The organism is Vibrio kagoshimensis (genome assembly GCF_050337535.1).
GTDB lineage: Bacteria > Pseudomonadota > Gammaproteobacteria > Enterobacterales > Vibrionaceae > Vibrio > Vibrio gallaecicus.
Genome location: NZ_JAKJSZ010000009.1, coordinates 237,594 through 256,412 on the forward strand (window position 1 = coordinate 237,594; position 18,819 = coordinate 256,412).

Sequence of the window (18,819 nt, forward strand, 5' to 3'; positions counted from 1 at the left end):
TTGACTCTCTCATTATTTCTTCGGTATTTTCTTAATTGAGAGTGTTAAGGTGAATTTTGCCATCACTTCGTCATTACTCAATGTTGGGCATGTTGCTAAGATCGTAACTGTTTGATTAATTCTTTCACCAGTTTCCATTGTTTCCTCTAGCATCGCATCAATCAACTCCCCATCGGTACAAGTAAAATGAACATCCGCTTCAGGTCGCTTCAAGAACTCTCCTGTCACCCCTTTAAAAGCCAGTGATATTTTCGCGCCTTGATCTTGAGCTTTACTCATTGCTAAGAAACCACCCGCAACATCTGCCCCAACAGCAAGAACACCAAAATACATGCTATTTAGATGATTCTTAGTTCTTCGCTTTAATGGAATTTTAACTTCAACTAGCTGTTGATTAAGCTTAATTAGCTTAGGTCTAGCAAGCCAAATAAACGGAACTTGGAAGAAGCCAAACATGTTCAGATACAGGTTTGCTTTTTGAAGTGAAGAGAGCATATTAATCAGCCTATTTTATAGTTGTCCGACCAGTTAATATTCATTCCATTTAAATGTCAAAATTTTGTTACAAAAAAGTGCAGTTAAAACAAAGTTCAAAGAAATGTACTGACTCGTTGATGATATAGCTGGCGAGAAGTAACAAAAAAGGCATTGCTATAAGAAGCAATGCCTTTCATCAATTTACGGAGTAACGCGTACTAGTATTTAAATACTCGCTTTTGATAACTAGTACTTAGTCACTTGAAGAGAAGTAACATTATGCTGTAATAACAGCATCAACCCCTTCTAAGTCAGCAATGTAACCTTGAAGTTTCGGATAATCAACAAGCCCTTGAGTAACCAATAATACTGGCTTTTTCGCTTGTAAAGACGATTTCACAATCATATCAATTAAAGTAATAACAGACTCATTCTGTGGATCAAATGCATGTTGCTGAGCTTCATTCTGTTTATCTACGCCCAGTGTAAATTGCGTTAAGTTATCAACATTGACCACTACACCATCAAAGTAATGCAGTAAACGTTCACTAAGTAGAACAGCAGATGGGACATCACATGAGAATAAAACTTTGAGCCCGTTTAGACCTCTAGGCAAGCCTTGCTCAGCAAGTAAATCGATAATTTTAGCAGCGTCACTTAACGAGCGAACGAAGGGCACAACAATCTCAATATTGAAGCCTTGCTCTCTTAACGTTTTGATTACCATACATTCTAACGAAAATGCATGACTATAAGCATCAGTCGCGTATCGAGCAACTCCTCTCACACCAAGTGCCGGGTTAACTTCTTCTATCTCATTCTTGCCGCCGAGAAGTGAGTTAAACGCATAACTGTCAGCTCCGCTCAATGCGACGCGAATTGATTTATGAGAAGGCTGAACAGCGGCAGAGATAGCTGAAACTAGAGTTTGGACAAAATGTTCTGAAACGGCTTGCTCACCAAGAATGGCACCTAGCGATGTTTTTTCTAAGTCAGATAAAGCACTTAGATGATTTTCGATACTCGGATGATAAAAAACGCGCTCCATGAGCAATTCAGATAATGAAACGTATAAATGTTCCGAACCATTACTCTCATTATAAGAAGGCAATACATCACCTAAAGTTAATTCAGGGTGTAACTCTCTTGGGTTTCCTTGAGTCATGACTGCTCCAGCATTGTTATATTTGTATTGAATTGAAAATACCGATAGCTGCTTGTTAATACAAGCAAAAATAGACTGTTTAAGAGCTTGGCAATGATAAAACACGTAATATTGGAAATATGAGAGATAAGTTTGACGCAAGGGAGTTTATTCCTAGGGTCAATTCCGTTATCTTAACCGCTTCGCAATAGAATAATAAAGTTATCACATGCCATTAAAAACTGATGAGTTGAGAACCCAAGCACTGGGGCCAATGCCAACTCCTGCCGAATTAGGCAATGCACACCCTATTACAGATGATGTGGCTGAGCGTATTGCACAGTCACGTCGTCAAATTGAAGACATCCTAACTGGTCGCGACAATCGTTTACTTGTTATTGTTGGTCCATGTTCAGTTCATGATACAGATGCAGCTCTAGACTACGCGCAGCGCCTAAGTCAAATTCAAGAACAATATAAAGACGAACTTTTCGTAGTAATGAGAACATACTTTGAAAAGCCTCGTACTGTCGTTGGCTGGAAAGGTTTGATTACAGATCCGAACCTAGACGGATCGTATGCCTTAGAAACAGGTCTAAACAAAGCTCGTAAATTATTGCTTGATATTAACAAGCTTGGTTTAGCGACAGCTACTGAGTTCTTAGACATGATCACAGGTCAATACATCGCTGACTTGATCACTTGGGGCGCTATCGGTGCACGCACAACAGAGTCACAAATTCACAGAGAAATGGCTTCAGCTCTATCATGCCCTGTTGGTTTCAAAAACGCGACTAATGGCAATGTGAAAATTGCTATTGATGCTATTCGTGCTGCTCAAGCTTCTCACTATTTTTACTCTCCAGATAAAAATGGTCGCATGACGGTGTACCGCACTGCTGGTAATCCTCATGGGCATATCATTTTACGTGGTGGCGACAAAGGCACAAACTTCGATAGCGAATCAGTTGCTGAAGCTTGCACTCAACTAGAGCAATTCAACTTACCTCAGCGTCTAATCGTCGATTTCAGCCATGCAAACTGCCAAAAGCAGCATCGTAAGCAGTTAGAAGTTGCTGAAGATATCTGCAACCAAATCAAATCTGGTAAAAACCAAGTTGCAGGTATTATGGCGGAAAGCTTTATTGAAGAAGGCAACCAGCCGATGACTGACATCACCAACCTAGAATATGGTAAGTCAATCACTGACCCTTGCCTAAGCTGGAGTGACACCGTCACCATGCTAGATATGCTTGCTAATGCAATTAAAGAACGAAACTAATTAGGAACGTCGACATGCCATCATTTGATATTATTTCTGAAGTAGAAGCAGTAGAGCTGCGTAATGCTGTAGATAACGCTAACCGTGAACTATCAACTCGTTTTGATTTTCGTGGCGTAGAAGCAAGCTTCGACTACAAAGATGAGTCAGTAAAACTAAGTGCTCAAGATGATTTTCAACTTAAGCAAATGCGTGACATTCTGCGAAGCAACTTAACGAAGCGCAATGTAGATCCTAACGCAATGGAAGCCAAAAAAGCCGACCAAACGGGTCGCACGTGGTTCCAAACTGTTATCTTCAAGCAAGGTATTGAAACTGACGTTGCTAAGAAAATAGTTAAACTGATTAAAGATAACAAAGTCAAAGTTCAAGCTTCAATTCAAGGCGAGAAAGTTCGCGTTACTGGTAAAAAGCGCGATGACCTACAAGCAGTGATGAGCCTAGTTCGTAACGGTGAACTTGGTCAACCATTCCAGTTTGATAATTTCCGTGACTAATTAGCCCTATTTGCCTTTATCTAGTATTAAAGGAAATAAGTGCAAGCTAATTAGTACAGATTAAAAAGCCTCTGTTTTATACAGAGGCTTTTTTGTAGTCACTTTAATCCTAGTAAGGATTACATCACTTTCGCAGTAGACAGCTTTAAATCCTGACCAACAAGTAGGTTGAACTCAACGCTTGCTGGTGGAATAAATACACACACCCTCAGGTTCTCAGCTCTCGCATTTTCAAGCTTTGTTGAAAGCTCGCCACTTCCATCGAAGCTTTCTCTTTCAGCATCACGCCTGCATAAGTCAACAAACTCAAAAGGACAAGCTTTCGGGTACAGCACAAGTTCCGATTCTTGCATTAAGCGCAGCGCCTTCATAGAAAGCAGTTCAACGTCATCTTCAAACTCAACCCAAGTTACTCGCCCTTCACTCTCTAAATTTTCAACCAACGATTTTTGATAATAGGCTTCTAGTTGCTCTCGGTTTGAAACTTGCTCTATAAAACTCGAAGATAGAAAACGCTCCCAGAACTTTCTTCTTTCATCGACTGTAGGAAATGACTCTTTAATTGAATTGCGTTTTGATGCACCAAAGTCCGCTACTAAACCGAGGTTTTGAGGTAATACGGTTTCGAGTTTTTCTCTAATGTTTCGAACTAAAACAGGAGATGCACCACCACTAGAGATAGCAATTTGGATTCTTCCGCGATTTATCATCGACGGAGTGATGAAATCACAATATGGAAGGTCATCAACCACATTGACTAAAATACCAAGCTTTTTTGCATCATTATGTACTTGATGATTTAGGTTAGGATTATCAGTTGTCGCCCAAACTTGTAGGTATTGTTTTGAAATAATATTCGAAGAATAAAAATTTTGAATCCAATGAATTTTGCCTTCATCTATTAAATTCTTTAAATAAGGCTCTACCTTAGGTGAAACTAGCGTAACTTCCCCTCCAGCACGCAATAAACTATCTACTTTACGGCAAGCAACTTCTCCACCGCCTACTACTAAGATTGGCTTATTTTCTACATCTAAAAACATTGGGAAATAACGCATATTCTTCCTTGAGTTCATTTATATAACTATTCAATCATGCTACCAAATTTGGAGCATATTCACAGTTAACTGATCTGTTTAAAAATAATTAATCACCAAATTTCACTATTTGTTGAGTTCATTATTTCAGCAAATAGACATTAATTTGGAATATATATCTAGTCGTTCGAGAATATCAAACCCTAAATCTCGTTGCACCAAGTGTGTGAGATGTTGCACTATTTACATTCACGTAACATTTGGTCATTCTAAATGTGTTCGGATTTGTGATTTCACTCAAAATTCTTTTTAAATTATACATTTGTGAAACTACGAATCCTTTCCTAATCTTATAAACAGTTGTTTAAAAACCGAACTTATGGATTTGCAAAATGCAAACGGTGATTTAAAAACAACGACAAAAAGTAAACGCGACAGTAACACGTACACAGAATTTTATTCGCACACTTGCTCAGGCATATTTGATTTTACATGGAATATACAGGAAGGATACAAATGACAAATAAACTCACACTTCTTGCTTCAGTAGTAGCTGCTTCAACAGCAATGATGGCAACATCGGCGTCCGCGGCAGAAAGCACTCTGGACAAAGTAACTTCACAAGGCGTATTAACTTGTGGTGTAAGTACGGGGCTTCCAGGGTTTTCTAACCCTAACTCAAAAGGTGAGTGGGAAGGAATCGATGTTGAATATTGTCAAGCTCTTGCTGCTGCAGTACTTGGTGATAAATCAAAAGTTAAGTATGTACCATTAACAGCAAAAGAACGATTCACTGCGCTTCAATCTGGTGAAATTGATGTTCTTTCTCGTAACACAACTTGGACTCTGCACCGTGACACAGCACTTGGTCTAAATTTCGTAGGTGTAAACTACTACGATGGTCAAGGCTTCATGGTTAAGAAAGATCTAGGTCTAACAAGTGCTAAACAACTTGATGGCGCATCTGTTTGTGTACAATCAGGTACTACTACAGAGCTAAACCTAGCCGATTACTTCCGTAATAATGGTATGTCATACAAGCCAGTAGTATTTGATACAGCAGCACAAACATCTAAAGGTTTTGATGCTGGACGTTGTGATGTCCTAACAACAGACCAATCTGGTCTATATGCCCTTAGACTGAACCTAAAAGATCCATCTTCTGCACAAGTTCTACCAGAAATCATTTCTAAAGAACCACTTGGCCCAGTTGTTCGTCAAGATGACGACAAATGGTTCAATGTTGCTAAATGGACACTTTCAGCAATGATTAATGCTGAAGAATATGGCATTAGCTCTAAGAACGTAGACCAAATGCTTAAATCTAAAGATCCAAACATCAAGCGTATTCTTGGCGTAGATGGTCCTAAAGGTAAAGCTCTAGGTATCAGTGATGATTGGGGTTACCAAGTAATCAAACAAGTAGGTAACTACGGCGAAAGTTTTGAGCGTACTGTTGGTACAGGTTCACCACTAGCGATTTCTCGTGGTGTGAATGCACTTTGGAATGCGGGCGGCTTTATGTACGCTCCACCTATCCGTTAATAAAATAGAAAGCATCAATTAGGGCGGGAATTTCCGCCCTCTTTATTAAATGGATTTGAGGTTATAGCAGTATGAAACCTAACGAAACTCTCACCCCATCCCAGGCAAAGCCTAAACCTAAAAGCGCCAACCTTCTTTACAACCCTACTTTCCGCTCTGTTGTATTTCAAATAATTGCGGTAGGCGCTCTCGTAGCGTTCATTTATACAATTGTAAATAACGCTTTAACAAACTTAGATGCCCGTGGTATTGCCACTGGTTTTGATTTTTTATCCCAAGAAGCTGGTTTTGGTATCGGCTTAACCCTTGTTGAGTACGATGAAACTTTCTCTTACGGAAGAACCTTCTTAGTCGGCTTACTTAATACAGCACTGGTTTCAGTTCTAGGTATCATCCTGGCAACAGTGATCGGCTTTAGTATGGGTATCGCGAGACTTTCATCCAACTGGCTCGTCAGTCGTTTTGCAGCAGTCTATATAGAAATCTTCCGAAATATACCTCTACTACTACAAATATTTTTTTGGTATTTTGCTGTATTACAAGCACTACCATCTGCACGAAATAGTATGAGTTTGGGCGAAGCTATCTTTTTGAATGTCCGTGGATTGTACTTCCCAGGTCCAGTACTGGAATCAGGGAGTAACATTGTTATTACGGCGTTTATTGCAGGCATTATTGCTACGATTTTCATCAATATATGGGCAAATAACAAACAAAAACTTACAGGACAGCAAACCCCTATGGGTCGCATTGCGGCTGCTCTCATTATCGGTTTACCTTTGGTTATGTACTTTATCATGGGTATGCCAATTTCAGCTGATTACCCAGAACTTAAAGGGTTCAACTTTAAAGGCGGGATAAGCATTATCCCAGAGCTTGCAGCACTGATGCTTGCATTGAGCATATACACAGCCTCTTTCATTGCTGAAATTGTTCGCTCGGGTATTAACGCAGTAAGTCATGGTCAAACAGAAGCCGCTATGTCTCTTGGCATCCCAAGATCTCGTACGCTTAAACTTGTTATTATCCCGCAAGCGTTAAGAATCATTATTCCTCCTTTGACCAGTCAATATTTAAACCTAACTAAAAACTCATCGCTTGCTATGGCTATTGGTTACCCAGATCTTGTCTCTGTTTTTGCAGGCACAACACTAAACCAAACTGGTCAAGCAATAGAAGTGATCGCAATGACTATGGGTGTTTATCTAACATTAAGCCTATTAACGTCTGCCCTTATGAATATATACAACCGCAAAGTTGCGTTGGTGGAGAGATAAGATGAGCATACATCAATTTCAACCAGACCTTCCGCCACCAGGAAATACTGTCGGTCCAGTCGGTTGGTTAAGAAAGAATCTTTTTAATGGTCCAGTAAACAGTGTTGTTACTGTCGTTCTTGCTTACTTTGCACTGTCACTTTTGTGGTCGGTTGCTGATTGGGCAATTATTAGCGCAGATTGGATAGGCACAACTCGTGATGCTTGTACAAGTGAAGGCGCTTGTTGGGTTTTCATTAGTGTTCGTTGGGATCAGTTTATGTATGGGTTTTACCCAGAAGCTGAACTTTGGCGCCCTCGTCTATTTTATATCACTCTTGCGATATTCGTGGTTTTGCTTGCTTACGAAAAAACCCCTAAACGTATTTGGATCTGGTTATTTTTTGTAAACATTTACCCATTCATTATTGCAGCTTTACTTTATGGCGGAGTCTTTGGACTTGAAGTTGTCGATACTCACAAATGGGGCGGTTTACTCGTCACGCTAATTATCGCGCTTGTCGGGATTGTTGTTTCATTACCTATTGGTGTTGCTTTAGCACTAGGTAGACGATCTGAAATGCCGATAATTCGCAGTATGTGTACCGTGTATATCGAAATATGGCGTGGTGTACCTCTTATTACTGTTCTATTCATGGCTTCGGTTATGTTGCCTCTATTTTTATCTGAAGGCACAGAAACAGATAAGCTAATCCGAGCTTTGATTGGTGTGGTGCTATTTAGTGCTGCGTATATGGCGGAAGTAATTCGAGGTGGTCTTCAAGCCATTCCAAAAGGTCAATATGAAGCTGCAGATGCTTTAGGCTTAAGTTACTGGAAAAAGACAGGACTAATCATCCTTCCACAAGCTCTGAAAATCACAATCCCATCAATTGTGAATACTTTCATCGGGCTGTTCAAAGATACAAGTCTAGTTTTAATTATCGGTATGTTTGACGTACTGGGTATTGGTCAAGCAGCGAATACCGACCCAGAGTGGCTTGGGTATTCAACAGAAAGTTATGTATTTGTCGCGTTAGTGTTCTGGGTGTTCTGTTTCGGCATGTCGAGATATTCGATATGGCTAGAAAATAGACTTCACACCGGTCACAAACGATAGTTAACAAGATCAAGGACGTATTATGACGCAGCAATCAGACAACAACTCACAAGGTCTTATGATCGAGTTAAAAGACATGAACAAATGGTACGGAGAGTTTCACGTACTTAAAAATATCAACTTAGAAGTAAAGAAAGGTGAGAAGATTGTAATCTGTGGTCCTTCTGGCTCTGGTAAGTCGACGATGATTCGTTGCATCAACCGCCTAGAGGAACACCAAAAAGGTCACATTTTTGTTTCAGGCAATGAGCTAACAGAAGATCTAAAAAACATTGAGGCAGTTCGCCGTGATGTAGGAATGTGTTTCCAACATTTCAACTTGTTCCCTCACCTAACGGTTTTAGAGAACTGTACGCTCGCTCCAATTTGGGTTAAGAAGATGCCAAAGGGTGAAGCCGAAGCCATCGCAATGAAATACCTTGAGCGTGTAAAAATCCCTGAGCAAGCAGATAAATTCCCGGGGCAGCTGTCCGGTGGTCAGCAACAACGTGTAGCAATTGCACGATCTCTATGTATGAACCCGCAGGTAATGTTGTTTGATGAACCAACGTCAGCACTCGACCCAGAGATGGTTCGTGAAGTACTTGATGTTATGGTGGAGTTAGCAGAAGAAGGGATGACTATGCTTTGTGTTACTCATGAAATGGGATTCGCTAAAGAGGTAGCTGATCGGGTTATATTCATGGATGCCGGTGAAATCATTGAAGAAAATAACCCTGTAGACTTCTTTGAAAACCCACAATCAGATCGAACTCAAAACTTCTTGAGCCAAATCCTGCATCACTAATGTGATATAATCATGATAATACAGAGGCGACTTCGGTCGCCTCTTTGTTGTTAATGTATCAATTGTAAAAAAATTCATTGTTAACCGTTTCATTTGTGGCACTCCAACCCTAGCAACACTTTGTTACATATTGAGAAACACTTAACCTACTATTTTGATTATTATTTTAAATATACAAAAGGAATGAAAGACTTGATTTTTCGAACTTTCAGCCCCATAAATGTACTAATAACTATTGAAGTCACCTTACGAGGAAGATTATGAACAGCCCTATGTTTTCACGCACAGCATCTCAAGAGAGCGCTTTGCAAACCAATAAAGTACTGCGTAATACTTATGCTCTACTTTCTATGACGTTACTTTGGTCTGCTCTTGTGGCAGGTGTATCTATGGCGATGAACCTTCCTCGTCCAGGTCTAATTATCATGCTTGTGGGTTTCTACGGCTTACTTTTCCTAACAGAAAAGAACCGCGACAACAGCATGGGTCTTGTATTTACGTTCCTATTTACAGGCTTCCTTGGCTACACAATCGGTCCGATCCTGAATATGTATGTTGGCGCTGGTATGGGTGATGTCATCCTAACCGCTCTTGGCGGTACTGCACTAGCCTTCATGGCGGCGTCTGCTTATGCACTAACGACTAAACGCGATCTTTCATTCCTAAACGGTATGTTAATGGCTGGTTTCGTTGTTCTACTAGTTGGTATGGTTGCTAACATCTTCCTACAGATGCCACTACTTTCACTAGCGATGAGCGGTATGTTTATCCTGTTCTCTACTGGTGTAATTTTGCTAACTACGCAAAGCATCATTCGTGGCGGTGAGACTAACTACATCTCAGCAACGATTAGCCTGTACGTTTCAATCTACAACATCTTCATCAGCCTACTAAGCATTCTAGGCATCATGAATAGCGACGACTAGTCATATTCATTACTAAGTAACTCTAGCCCAAGAGCCTCCCTCTTGGGCTTTTTTGTATCTAGAAATACAATATTTCTTGAGAAAAGTGATCTTGGCCATGTACCCTACTTTAAAATAGCTAAATTGATTCTGGATTAAACATGTTTGAATATAACGGCAAACAAATAGAAACTGATGCTCAGGGGTACCTGTTAGACTCGACACAGTGGGAAGCGGGCATGATTGAGATACTTGCCAAAGATGAAGGTATTGAACTTACTGAAGCTCATTTGGAAGTGGTCCATTTTGTCCGAAGTTTTTACGAGGAATTCAATACCTCACCAGCGGTTCGTATGCTTGTTAAAGCGATGGCAAAAGCTCATGGTCCAGAAAAAGGGAACAGCAAATATTTATTTAAGTTGTTTAAAACGGGTCCTGCCAAACAAGCGACTAAATTAGCGGGGCTACCTAAGCCTGCAAAATGCTTGTAAGATTAAGTACTTCATTTAAATAGTACCTGTACGATACTGTTGCTACAGTATCGTAAATGACTCAAAGCCTCTTACCACACCACCTTCAATTAACTCCTTTTCTTCCAGTAAATCAACCGCTTCAACAGCCGCCCTTTCAGGCCCAATACTCACCCAGTTACGTAATTCAGATATATTATCTTGGCTCCCAATAGCTAAAATTTCAACACTCCCGTTAATGAGGTTCTTGGCATAACCTCGAATCCCAAGCTTTAAAGCAATTCTACGAGTGTGATATCGAAAACCTACGCCTTGAACTCTGCCAGAAACGACAATTTTTGAACGGATAGAATTCATAATATTGCTCCGTAATTTACAAGGGTGATATAATTCTCAATATCTATTCATCCACTTCTCACAAGTGGAACAAAAATGAGAATAATAACTATGAAAGAAATACCATTCCGCTGGATCGATAAGTACCTTATTCACTTAAAGATCCAAGAAAAGTTTTACCTGCTCTTCATCCTTCCCTTAATTGCTCTCATCATATTAACTTTAGTTCTTGATAACGCAGCTGACTCATTACTTGCACACTTATATCAGGATGAACTTTTATTGATGAAAGGGCTTATTGAAGCTGGGCAATTATCAAAAGACCAGGTAGGCGCTTTAATCAGTAACTCAGACAGTATTACATTTGGGTATGGTGTAGGTTCAGTATCAGTAATGAATGGTGCATTTAGTTTAGTTGCCAATTATGAGCAAAACTTATGGACATCATTATCGACGACGCAAATTACTCTTATTGCCGTAACACTCTCTCTTATTGCACTAGGTGTTTATTACATAATGACATTCATCGGTGGAGCTATGTTCTCAATGAACAAGGCTTTAAATACGCTAGCCAATGGTGATTTAACAAGTAGGATGAATTACTTTTCGGTTCGTGATGAATTTAGTGAAATCGCAATTACTATCGATAAAGTTGCTGATCGCGAACAAAAAATGGTGCTATCAATACAAGAATCTGTCGCTCTTATGCAGCAGATCAGTTCTGACTTGAACCTATCCACACAACAGAGCTCTGCTATATCTAATACTCAACAAGAACATTTAAATGGACTTGCAAGTGCTACGGAAGAAATGGCTTCAACAATCCGCGAAGTAGCGAATTTAGCACACGAATCAAGCAATCAAACCATGGATGCTCAAAGCGTCGCACAAAGTGGTCAGCATAAGGTTTCAAATACTTTAAATTCCATTTCAAACCTATCGACTGAAATTCAATCAGCCTCTCAAGCGGTGGAAGAGCTTGATGCGAATGCGGCTCAAATCGATGAAGTGGTTACCACTATCAACGCTATTTCTGAGCAAACTAACTTATTGGCATTGAATGCTGCAATTGAAGCTGCGCGAGCTGGTGAGCAAGGTCGTGGGTTTGCTGTAGTTGCTGATGAAGTCCGTGCATTAGCAGGAAGAACTCAACAAGCAACGGTTGAAATTCAAACCATGATTGAGGCGCTACAACGTAACAGCCAATCTCTTACTAAGTTAATGGAAGTGACCGTTTCAAATGCAAATGAAGGTCAAACATTAATGTCTGAGGTAAATGTTGAAATTGGTTCGTTAGCTGAGAAAAACCAATCGATTTCTGATAGTAGTACACAAATTGCTACAGCAGCTGAAGAACAAGGCGTTGTTGCAGATAACATTGCACATAGTGTTGAAGAGATTCGTAATCAATCTAATAACGTATGCGAAATGATCAGCACAACAAATTCCAACGTTGATCGTCTTCGCTCACAAAGTGACTCAATGGAAGGCTTATTAACGGGATTAAAGGCCTAGCCTTCTTCCTTAGTCTCGTTTTACTCTATAAGGGCTGTTCATACAGCCCTTTCTTATTTGCTTTTCCTACCTTCTTACCCGACAATACAGCCCCTCCAAATTCAACTAAAAGATCAGACTATGATTCCTGCAATTTATCTAGCTAAAGGCCGTGACAAATCACTTCGTCGTAAACACCCATGGGTTTTTTCACGTGGTATCGACAAAGTAGAAGGAGAACCTCAATCAGGAGAGACTGTTGATGTTTTCGCACAAAATGGTAAATGGCTAGCTAAAGCAGCGTACTCTCCATCGTCACAGATCAGAGCTCGTATTTGGAGTTTTGAAAAAGAAGAAATTGATAAATCATTCTTCATTAAACGAATCCAAAATGCGCAACTCATTCGTGAAGACATTATTGAACGTGACGGGCTAACTGGTTATCGCCTAATAGCTGCTGAGTCAGATGGTTTACCAGGTATCACTATTGATAAGTATCAAAATTACCTAGTATGCCAATTATTAAGCGCTGGTGCTGAGTTTAACAAACAAGTATTAGTTGAAGCTCTTGTTCATTGCTTCCCTGATTGCAATATTTATGAACGCTCTGATGTGGCGGTTCGTAAAAAAGAAGGTCTAGAACAAACTGTTGGGGTATTGCATGGTGATGAGCCACCTAAATCGGTAGTTATCGAAGAAAATGGTGTGAAAATCAGCGTCGATATCGTTGACGGACATAAAACTGGCTTCTACCTCGATCAACGAGATAGCCGAAAAGAAGCAATGAAATATGTAAAAGACAAAGATGTTCTAAACTGTTTTTCTTACACTGGCGGCTTTGGTCTATACGCTTTAAAGGGCGAAGCGAAACGAGTAATTAACGCTGATGTATCACAACCAGCTTTAGACACAGCTAAGTTTAATGCCGAGTTGAATGAGTTCGACATTTCAAAAAAACGTGCCGTATTTTTGAACGCTGACGTTTTTAAGTTACTGCGTGAGTACCGAGACCAAGGTACTAAGTTCGACGTAGTTATCATGGATCCACCAAAATTTGTTTCAAGTAAGAACAACCTGACATCAGGCGCGAATGGCTATAAAGATATTAATATGCTTGCCATGCAAATCCTTAAACCAGGTGGCACCCTACTTACATATTCTTGTTCAGGTTTAATGGGAGCAGATTTGTTCCAAAAAATCATTGCAGATGCGGCATTAGATGCCGAGCGCAGCGTGAAATTTGTTGAACGCTTTGAACAAGCTGCAGACCACTTAACAGATACAGCCTACCCTGAAGGTTTCTACTTAAAAGGTTTCGCCTGTAAAGTACTGTAGCAAATGAAAGGCAGTAAGCCACTTCGCTTTTTATAGCGCAGACTCATTTTTAATAGACACAAAAAAGGGCCTTTCGGCCCTTTTTATTTATCATCTATTTATGATGTTGGTAAGTTTGTCATCAATGAGTTCACAAGATTAGTAAGTTCATCACTTGTAAAGGTACCTGAATTATCAGTATCTAACCCGCTCAGGTTACTCGCTTGACCTTGTAGAACAATAGTCTGTGAACCTTGATCATTAGTAACTGTAATTTCTAAGTCCTGACTATCATCACTGATTCTTGCAGTTAAGCGCCCTAGAACTTCATCCATAGTATTATCGTCATGTAATAATTCAGATAAATCAATTCGATCACTACCTACTTCAAAATCAGTAATCACATCTTGATGGTTGTTCAAAGGTTCATCAACCCACTTGAAGATATCATCACCGTCGCCACCTGTAAGAATGTCATCACCTAAACCGCCGATTAAGATATCGCTACCGTCGCCACCGAGTAAAATATCGTCACCAGCGGCTCCTAGAAGTACATCATTACCGGCATGACCTAAGATAATGTCATCTTGTTCAGTACCTTGGAACTGATCATCCCCTGTAGAAGCATTAAATGATGAAGTAGGAACAGCGTTGACTTCTCCATTAGGACTGATGTTTAAAGTAATGAGTTGTTGTGACTGAACGCCTTGGCTGTCTTCTACAGTTACAAGGATTTCAAACGCAACCGCTTTACCAGTTTCAATTTCTGTGACGCCACTTGATGGTTGGAAATAATACGAACCATCTTGTGCAATTCGGAATTCACCGTAGACAATATCAACAACCAGTTCATTTCCAACAGCATCTTTAGCAAATGTTAAACCTGTTGGCAGGTTGATGGTATTACCATCAGTATCGACTTTCTGAATTACAGAAGCTTTAGTCTCATCGATTACTACTGCTGCTGCATCTAAACCAGATAAAGAGAGTAACAAAGAACCTGCAATGCCGATTGTAGGGCGCAGCTTAGGTAATTCTGTAGTAATTGTTGAGTCTGGTATGTAGACAACTTTTCCATTAGCGCCTGCAACTTCTGTAAGGCCACTTACTGGAACATTTCCCGAGCTACCTACACCTACAGCTGTTACCTCTTTATCAACAATGAAGCTGTCCCAATCGCTATTGGTATCACTATCCCAGCTACCATTATTTTGACCATCACTCAAGAAGTACACAACGTCATTAGTTTGACCAGACGGCAAATCAGACACAGGAGAAACCTTATAACCATCTATTGCAGCTCCTACTCCATCTTCATAATAAGTCCAGCCTTCTGCATCAAAAATGCCGTTATAATTGTCCTCATCTACTTTTTCTTGTGCTGTCTCCAAAAGAGCTATTGCTTCCGTAACGGTTTTCCAACCAGTATTCGTCGCTTCAGAATCAAAGTCTATTAGTTGTACCCAAACTTTTTCACTGCCTTCTTGTGAATCGACGTTTTGCAAGAGATTAATTGACGCTTGAAGCACGTATTCAATTCTCATGTCACTCAGGCCACTAGGAGTACTTGCCATACTACCAGATGAGTCAATAATCAGTGAGATAACCGTTGTTGGAACACTACCACCTTGATCTGCCATGACATCGTTAGTTTCAGCAACATTAACACTAGTACTTGCTGTTGAACCATTCACATCAACGGCAACAACTTCAACATCAATATCTAACTGTTCACCAGAACTATCTCTTACAGCAAGATTGTCATAGTTAATATGTTGCGTAGTGTCTCCTACAATGTCGATGACCCAAACAGATTCATTACCTACTGTTACGAAGCCCCCGATAACATTACCTGTATCTTTATCAACAATTTCTGCAGAATCTGGTAACCCGGAAATTCTAACTTCATCTAGGTACTCACTTCCGTCCGTATCAGCAACAGAAGCTGTAACTGTAAATCCAGCATCTTGAAGCACATTGAATGTTCCATCTTCATTCAGTTCAACAATGGCATCAGCAAAAATTAAACGTTCAATTTGATACAGTTTATCACCAGTACTGCCCGACTCCGGTGTGTCGCGATTCAAATTATCAATGATTGTCCAATCATGCAGCGTCGTCGTATCACCGACAAAAGTTAGATTGTATTCAGAAAAGTTACCTTCATAAACAGCTGTATCAATAGCGCTTTCAGCATCCAAAGAACCTGTACCGCCAGATATATGATCATCCCCATCACGTCCAACGAAAATATCAGAACCGGTGCCTCCTGGGTTTGTATTAGCATCTCCAATCAAACTATCACCAGAGCTTACATCAGAACCAACAATTAAATCATTTCCTACAGTTCCCGTTTTTTGATCATATTGATTCATTACAGTATGACCAAGTTCAGCATAATCACTCTCAGTAAAACTGGTGTTAGCGTTAGCATTAACGAGCTTAGTATGCAGTGCATCACTAATTACAACATTTGAAGCATCCCCAAATACTACTGTGACATTAGGTTTATCGGCTACAGCATTTACCGCAAGTGTTGCAGTACCTTCAGTAGATTTGACTCCATCTGAAACAGTAACTGTAAACGGTACGCTATCAAAATGTTTATCCGAAGCCGGTGTAAACTCTGCTGAGGTCACTTCCCCTTCTGAATCTATTACAAGCTGAACCGAACCATAAGATGGGTCAACCTTTACATCTGTAATAAATGTCTGGTCTCCATCAGCATCGGTAATATTAAGCTTATCCAGAGACAAACTAACCACTTGATCTTCGTTAGAAGCATCAAACTGAGAGTCATTAAAAACTGGTGCATTATTTGTTGAATCCTGTGTGCTTGAAGTTGAAATGGTTATAACACCAGTATCGGTTCCTTTGTCACTATCTGTAGCTTCATAGGTGATTTTTTCAGAAACAATCGCATCTACAACTTCAACACCTTGCAATGTGATATTAGAGTTCGAACCATTTGATTGGTCCCCATTAACTGTATATACACGAATCTCATCAAACCCACCATCAAGCTGGATATTTGCAGTGAATTCACCGCTTCCATCATAAACGGCAGAATTAGTATCATCATCAAAGATATAAGGGTCGTTGCCTACCTGAACACCATCTTTAAATAAGATAACTTGTATCTCAGCATCAGCATTATTGTTGTCGGCATAGTGAGCCCAGACACTGCCAAAATCGATATTAACCTCAGTTACTGTTACCTCAGTGGCGTTAGGATCACCAACCTTAGTAAAGTCAATAGAGATATAATCCTTAGTTGAAACGTCAAGCTCTTTATCACCTACTCCTAACCCTGACTCATTAACAACATTATCATAATGCAAAGTTTCAGGTGTTAATGTGCTAGATGAATCCGGTCTATCTCCATCGAAACGACCACCAGAAATGATTACACCGCTGCCCAATGTATAGGTCGTCTCTGAACCACTAATGTTATTAAAATCTTCAGACGCATCAAAAGACAGGTCTGAGTTTATGGTCTCATCAAGTACATATTCGATTTGGGTGTCTTCAGTTAGAACTGTATTTTCATCAACCAATGTACGAGTATCACCATCAACCACATATAAAGAACCAAGCTCAGGAAGATCAATAATCGAAAGTTGAACATCTTTATTATCAGTACTGCTTAAATCATCTTCAGCATCGCTTACGTGAGAATCGAACATGAACTGTGCTGACTGCTCTGTACCTAAGTCAACACTAAAGCTAGAAGCACTAGGATCGATATTGGTAGATAACGCATCACTCCCAATAAACTGAGTACCTGCAGGTTGATCTTGATATGTTAACTCAGCAACAATATTCAGTTCACCGTCTACAATCGTACCCATATCGACATCAAATGATAAAGACCCAGAATCTATATCAGATTGATTGAGAACTTTAGTTTCAGTAAGTTGCCCTTCAACTACAATGGACAGCGTGGCTCCGACTACGGCACCAGCAGGCAATGACACATTGTATGAAACTACAGATCTATCACTGTTAATAATATCGTCTTCATCTTTTACGATAACGACCGAAGGAGCAAATAGCTCTTCAACAGTTTTACCACCATCAGTAAAGTTAAAGTTTTCAAACTCAATTAAAGTATTCACATCACCATTGTTTTCGGTGATTGACACTGAACCATCTGCATTAAGTATCACTGAAGCAGAGTCCAAAGAGAAATCAAACACAGCTGTATCTGTACCGGCTCCGCCATCTACTACTAACCTATTGTCAATGTCATTTTCAGTGGCATTGAATTGGTCATCACCTTCACCAAGCAATACGAAATCATCGGTCGCCTCTTGTACAGCTATACTAGCGTCGCCATGGTAATAATGAACAGTATTCGACGCTTCGCTTGTATTGCCATAATTATCGACCTGCTTAGCAGTAAAGAACTCATTGTCATTAACAGATGTAGATACCAGGTTTGATATATCAGTAGTCCAATTACCATCGTTATCTACTGTAATCGGAGCAACGTTCACCTGATTATTGTCTTCATCGAATAATAAAATGGTTGAGCCAGGCTCACCCGTACCGTCCAATGTAACTTCAGAATAATTACTAGCTGCAGAATCATCTGAGATATTTGTAATGGATGGTGCATCTGGTGCATCAAGGTCAAAGAAATAAGCTTCCGTCGTACTAGCTACAACAGTATTCCCTGCATCATCCGTTACAGTGACTTTAGCCGTTAGTATCGCTCCGCCCTCAGATTCTCCGTCAGGGATTAAGTTCGACCCAAGCGTCGTAAATTCATATTTATAACCAACCTGTTCTCCATTTGAATTCAAGTATGGTTCACTTGAAACAACACCAGAACCAATTAACTCTCCCTGCAAATAAAAATCGATCTTGTCACCTGGTTGCGCGTCTTTATTTACAAAACCAACAACACTGATATTTTCACTAGATTCAGCACCATTGATTTTGTGGTCGCCAGCTATATTTAGAATGTCTATTTCGGCTAAGACTAACGTATCTACCGTTGCGCTGTCTTTGCCTGGCGCTGACGTGTTGCCGTACTGGTCGGTTAACGTCGCCGTCACCTCGATTTCGTTGCCTTCGCCTGGGCTTGGGAACGTCGTCGTCACATTGCCTGCATCGATGTGCGCGTCCGTCAACTCGATCTCTTTATCGG

General features: G+C 40.1%; 15 protein-coding genes. 10 read left to right on the forward strand and 5 right to left on the reverse strand.

Features of this window, described 5'->3' with window-relative positions:
- Positions 1-12: 12 nt before the first annotated feature.
- Positions 13-495, reverse strand: coding sequence for a PaaI family thioesterase (locus tag L4C37_RS10945; RefSeq protein ID WP_429768587.1), 483 nt, complete (start codon positions 493-495; stop codon positions 13-15).
- Between the two features lie 259 nt (positions 496-754).
- Complete coding sequence (locus tag L4C37_RS10950; RefSeq protein ID WP_429768588.1) at positions 755-1,642, reverse strand: putative PEP-binding protein; 888 nt, start codon at positions 1,640-1,642, stop codon at positions 755-757.
- 208 nt (positions 1,643-1,850) lie between these two features.
- On the opposite strand from L4C37_RS10950, the gene L4C37_RS10955 reads away from it, so the two are divergent.
- Together L4C37_RS10955 and L4C37_RS10960 are read left to right on the forward strand one after the other, a co-directional pair.
- Positions 1,851-2,903, forward strand: a complete 1,053-nt coding sequence (locus tag L4C37_RS10955; protein ID WP_137373271.1) for a 3-deoxy-7-phosphoheptulonate synthase — start codon at positions 1,851-1,853, stop codon at positions 2,901-2,903.
- 14 nt (positions 2,904-2,917) lie between these two features.
- A complete protein-coding gene (locus tag L4C37_RS10960) occupies positions 2,918-3,400 on the forward strand; it encodes a YajQ family cyclic di-GMP-binding protein (protein ID WP_137373272.1) in 483 nt (160 codons plus the stop codon).
- Between the two features lie 119 nt (positions 3,401-3,519).
- Here L4C37_RS10960 and L4C37_RS10965 read toward each other — a convergent pair whose 3' ends face one another.
- Entirely contained in the window at positions 3,520-4,458 is a 939-nt protein-coding gene (locus L4C37_RS10965; protein ID WP_429768589.1) for a precorrin-2 dehydrogenase/sirohydrochlorin ferrochelatase family protein, read from the reverse strand.
- A gap of 495 nt (positions 4,459-4,953) precedes the next feature.
- Here L4C37_RS10965 and L4C37_RS10970 point away from each other — a divergent pair, with 495 nt between their 5' ends.
- From L4C37_RS10970 to L4C37_RS10995, 6 genes are all read left to right on the forward strand, one after another.
- Positions 4,954-5,982, forward strand: coding sequence for an amino acid ABC transporter substrate-binding protein (locus L4C37_RS10970; protein WP_137373274.1), 1,029 nt, complete (start codon positions 4,954-4,956; stop codon positions 5,980-5,982).
- A gap of 71 nt (positions 5,983-6,053) precedes the next feature.
- Entirely contained in the window at positions 6,054-7,259 is a 1,206-nt protein-coding gene (locus L4C37_RS10975; protein WP_429768590.1) for an amino acid ABC transporter permease, read from the forward strand.
- Position 7,260: 1 nt separating this feature from the next.
- Entirely contained in the window at positions 7,261-8,358 is a 1,098-nt protein-coding gene (locus tag L4C37_RS10980) for an amino acid ABC transporter permease (protein WP_137373276.1), read from the forward strand.
- 22 nt (positions 8,359-8,380) lie between these two features.
- Positions 8,381-9,145, forward strand: a complete 765-nt coding sequence (locus tag L4C37_RS10985; protein WP_137373277.1) for an amino acid ABC transporter ATP-binding protein — start codon at positions 8,381-8,383, stop codon at positions 9,143-9,145.
- A 260-nt stretch (positions 9,146-9,405) separates the two neighbouring features.
- Positions 9,406-10,071 (forward strand): Bax inhibitor-1/YccA family protein, encoded by a 666-nt coding sequence (locus tag L4C37_RS10990; protein WP_137373278.1) that lies wholly within the window; start codon positions 9,406-9,408, stop codon positions 10,069-10,071.
- Positions 10,072-10,211: 140 nt separating this feature from the next.
- Positions 10,212-10,541: a TusE/DsrC/DsvC family sulfur relay protein gene (locus tag L4C37_RS10995; protein ID WP_273296891.1), complete on the forward strand. Its 330-nt coding sequence runs from the start codon at positions 10,212-10,214 to the stop codon at positions 10,539-10,541.
- Between the two features lie 42 nt (positions 10,542-10,583).
- On the opposite strand, the gene yccX is transcribed toward L4C37_RS10995, so the two are convergent.
- Positions 10,584-10,877, reverse strand: a complete 294-nt coding sequence (gene yccX, locus L4C37_RS11000) for an acylphosphatase (RefSeq protein WP_429768592.1) — start codon at positions 10,875-10,877, stop codon at positions 10,584-10,586.
- A gap of 90 nt (positions 10,878-10,967) precedes the next feature.
- On the opposite strand from yccX, the gene L4C37_RS11005 reads away from it, so the two are divergent.
- Together L4C37_RS11005 and L4C37_RS11010 are read left to right on the forward strand one after the other, a co-directional pair.
- Positions 10,968-12,371 carry a methyl-accepting chemotaxis protein gene (locus tag L4C37_RS11005; protein WP_137373313.1) on the forward strand — a complete coding sequence of 468 codons (1,404 nt, stop codon included), beginning with the start codon at positions 10,968-10,970 and terminating at the stop codon, positions 12,369-12,371.
- Positions 12,372-12,491: 120 nt separating this feature from the next.
- Entirely contained in the window at positions 12,492-13,685 is a 1,194-nt protein-coding gene (locus tag L4C37_RS11010) for a class I SAM-dependent methyltransferase (RefSeq protein WP_429768593.1), read from the forward strand.
- A gap of 98 nt (positions 13,686-13,783) precedes the next feature.
- Here the strand turns inward: L4C37_RS11010 and L4C37_RS11015 are convergent, their stop codons facing one another.
- Positions 13,784-18,802 carry an Ig-like domain-containing protein gene (locus L4C37_RS11015; RefSeq protein ID WP_429768595.1) on the reverse strand — a complete coding sequence of 1,673 codons (5,019 nt, stop codon included), beginning with the start codon at positions 18,800-18,802 and terminating at the stop codon, positions 13,784-13,786.
- Between the last annotated feature and the right edge of the window lie 17 nt (positions 18,803-18,819).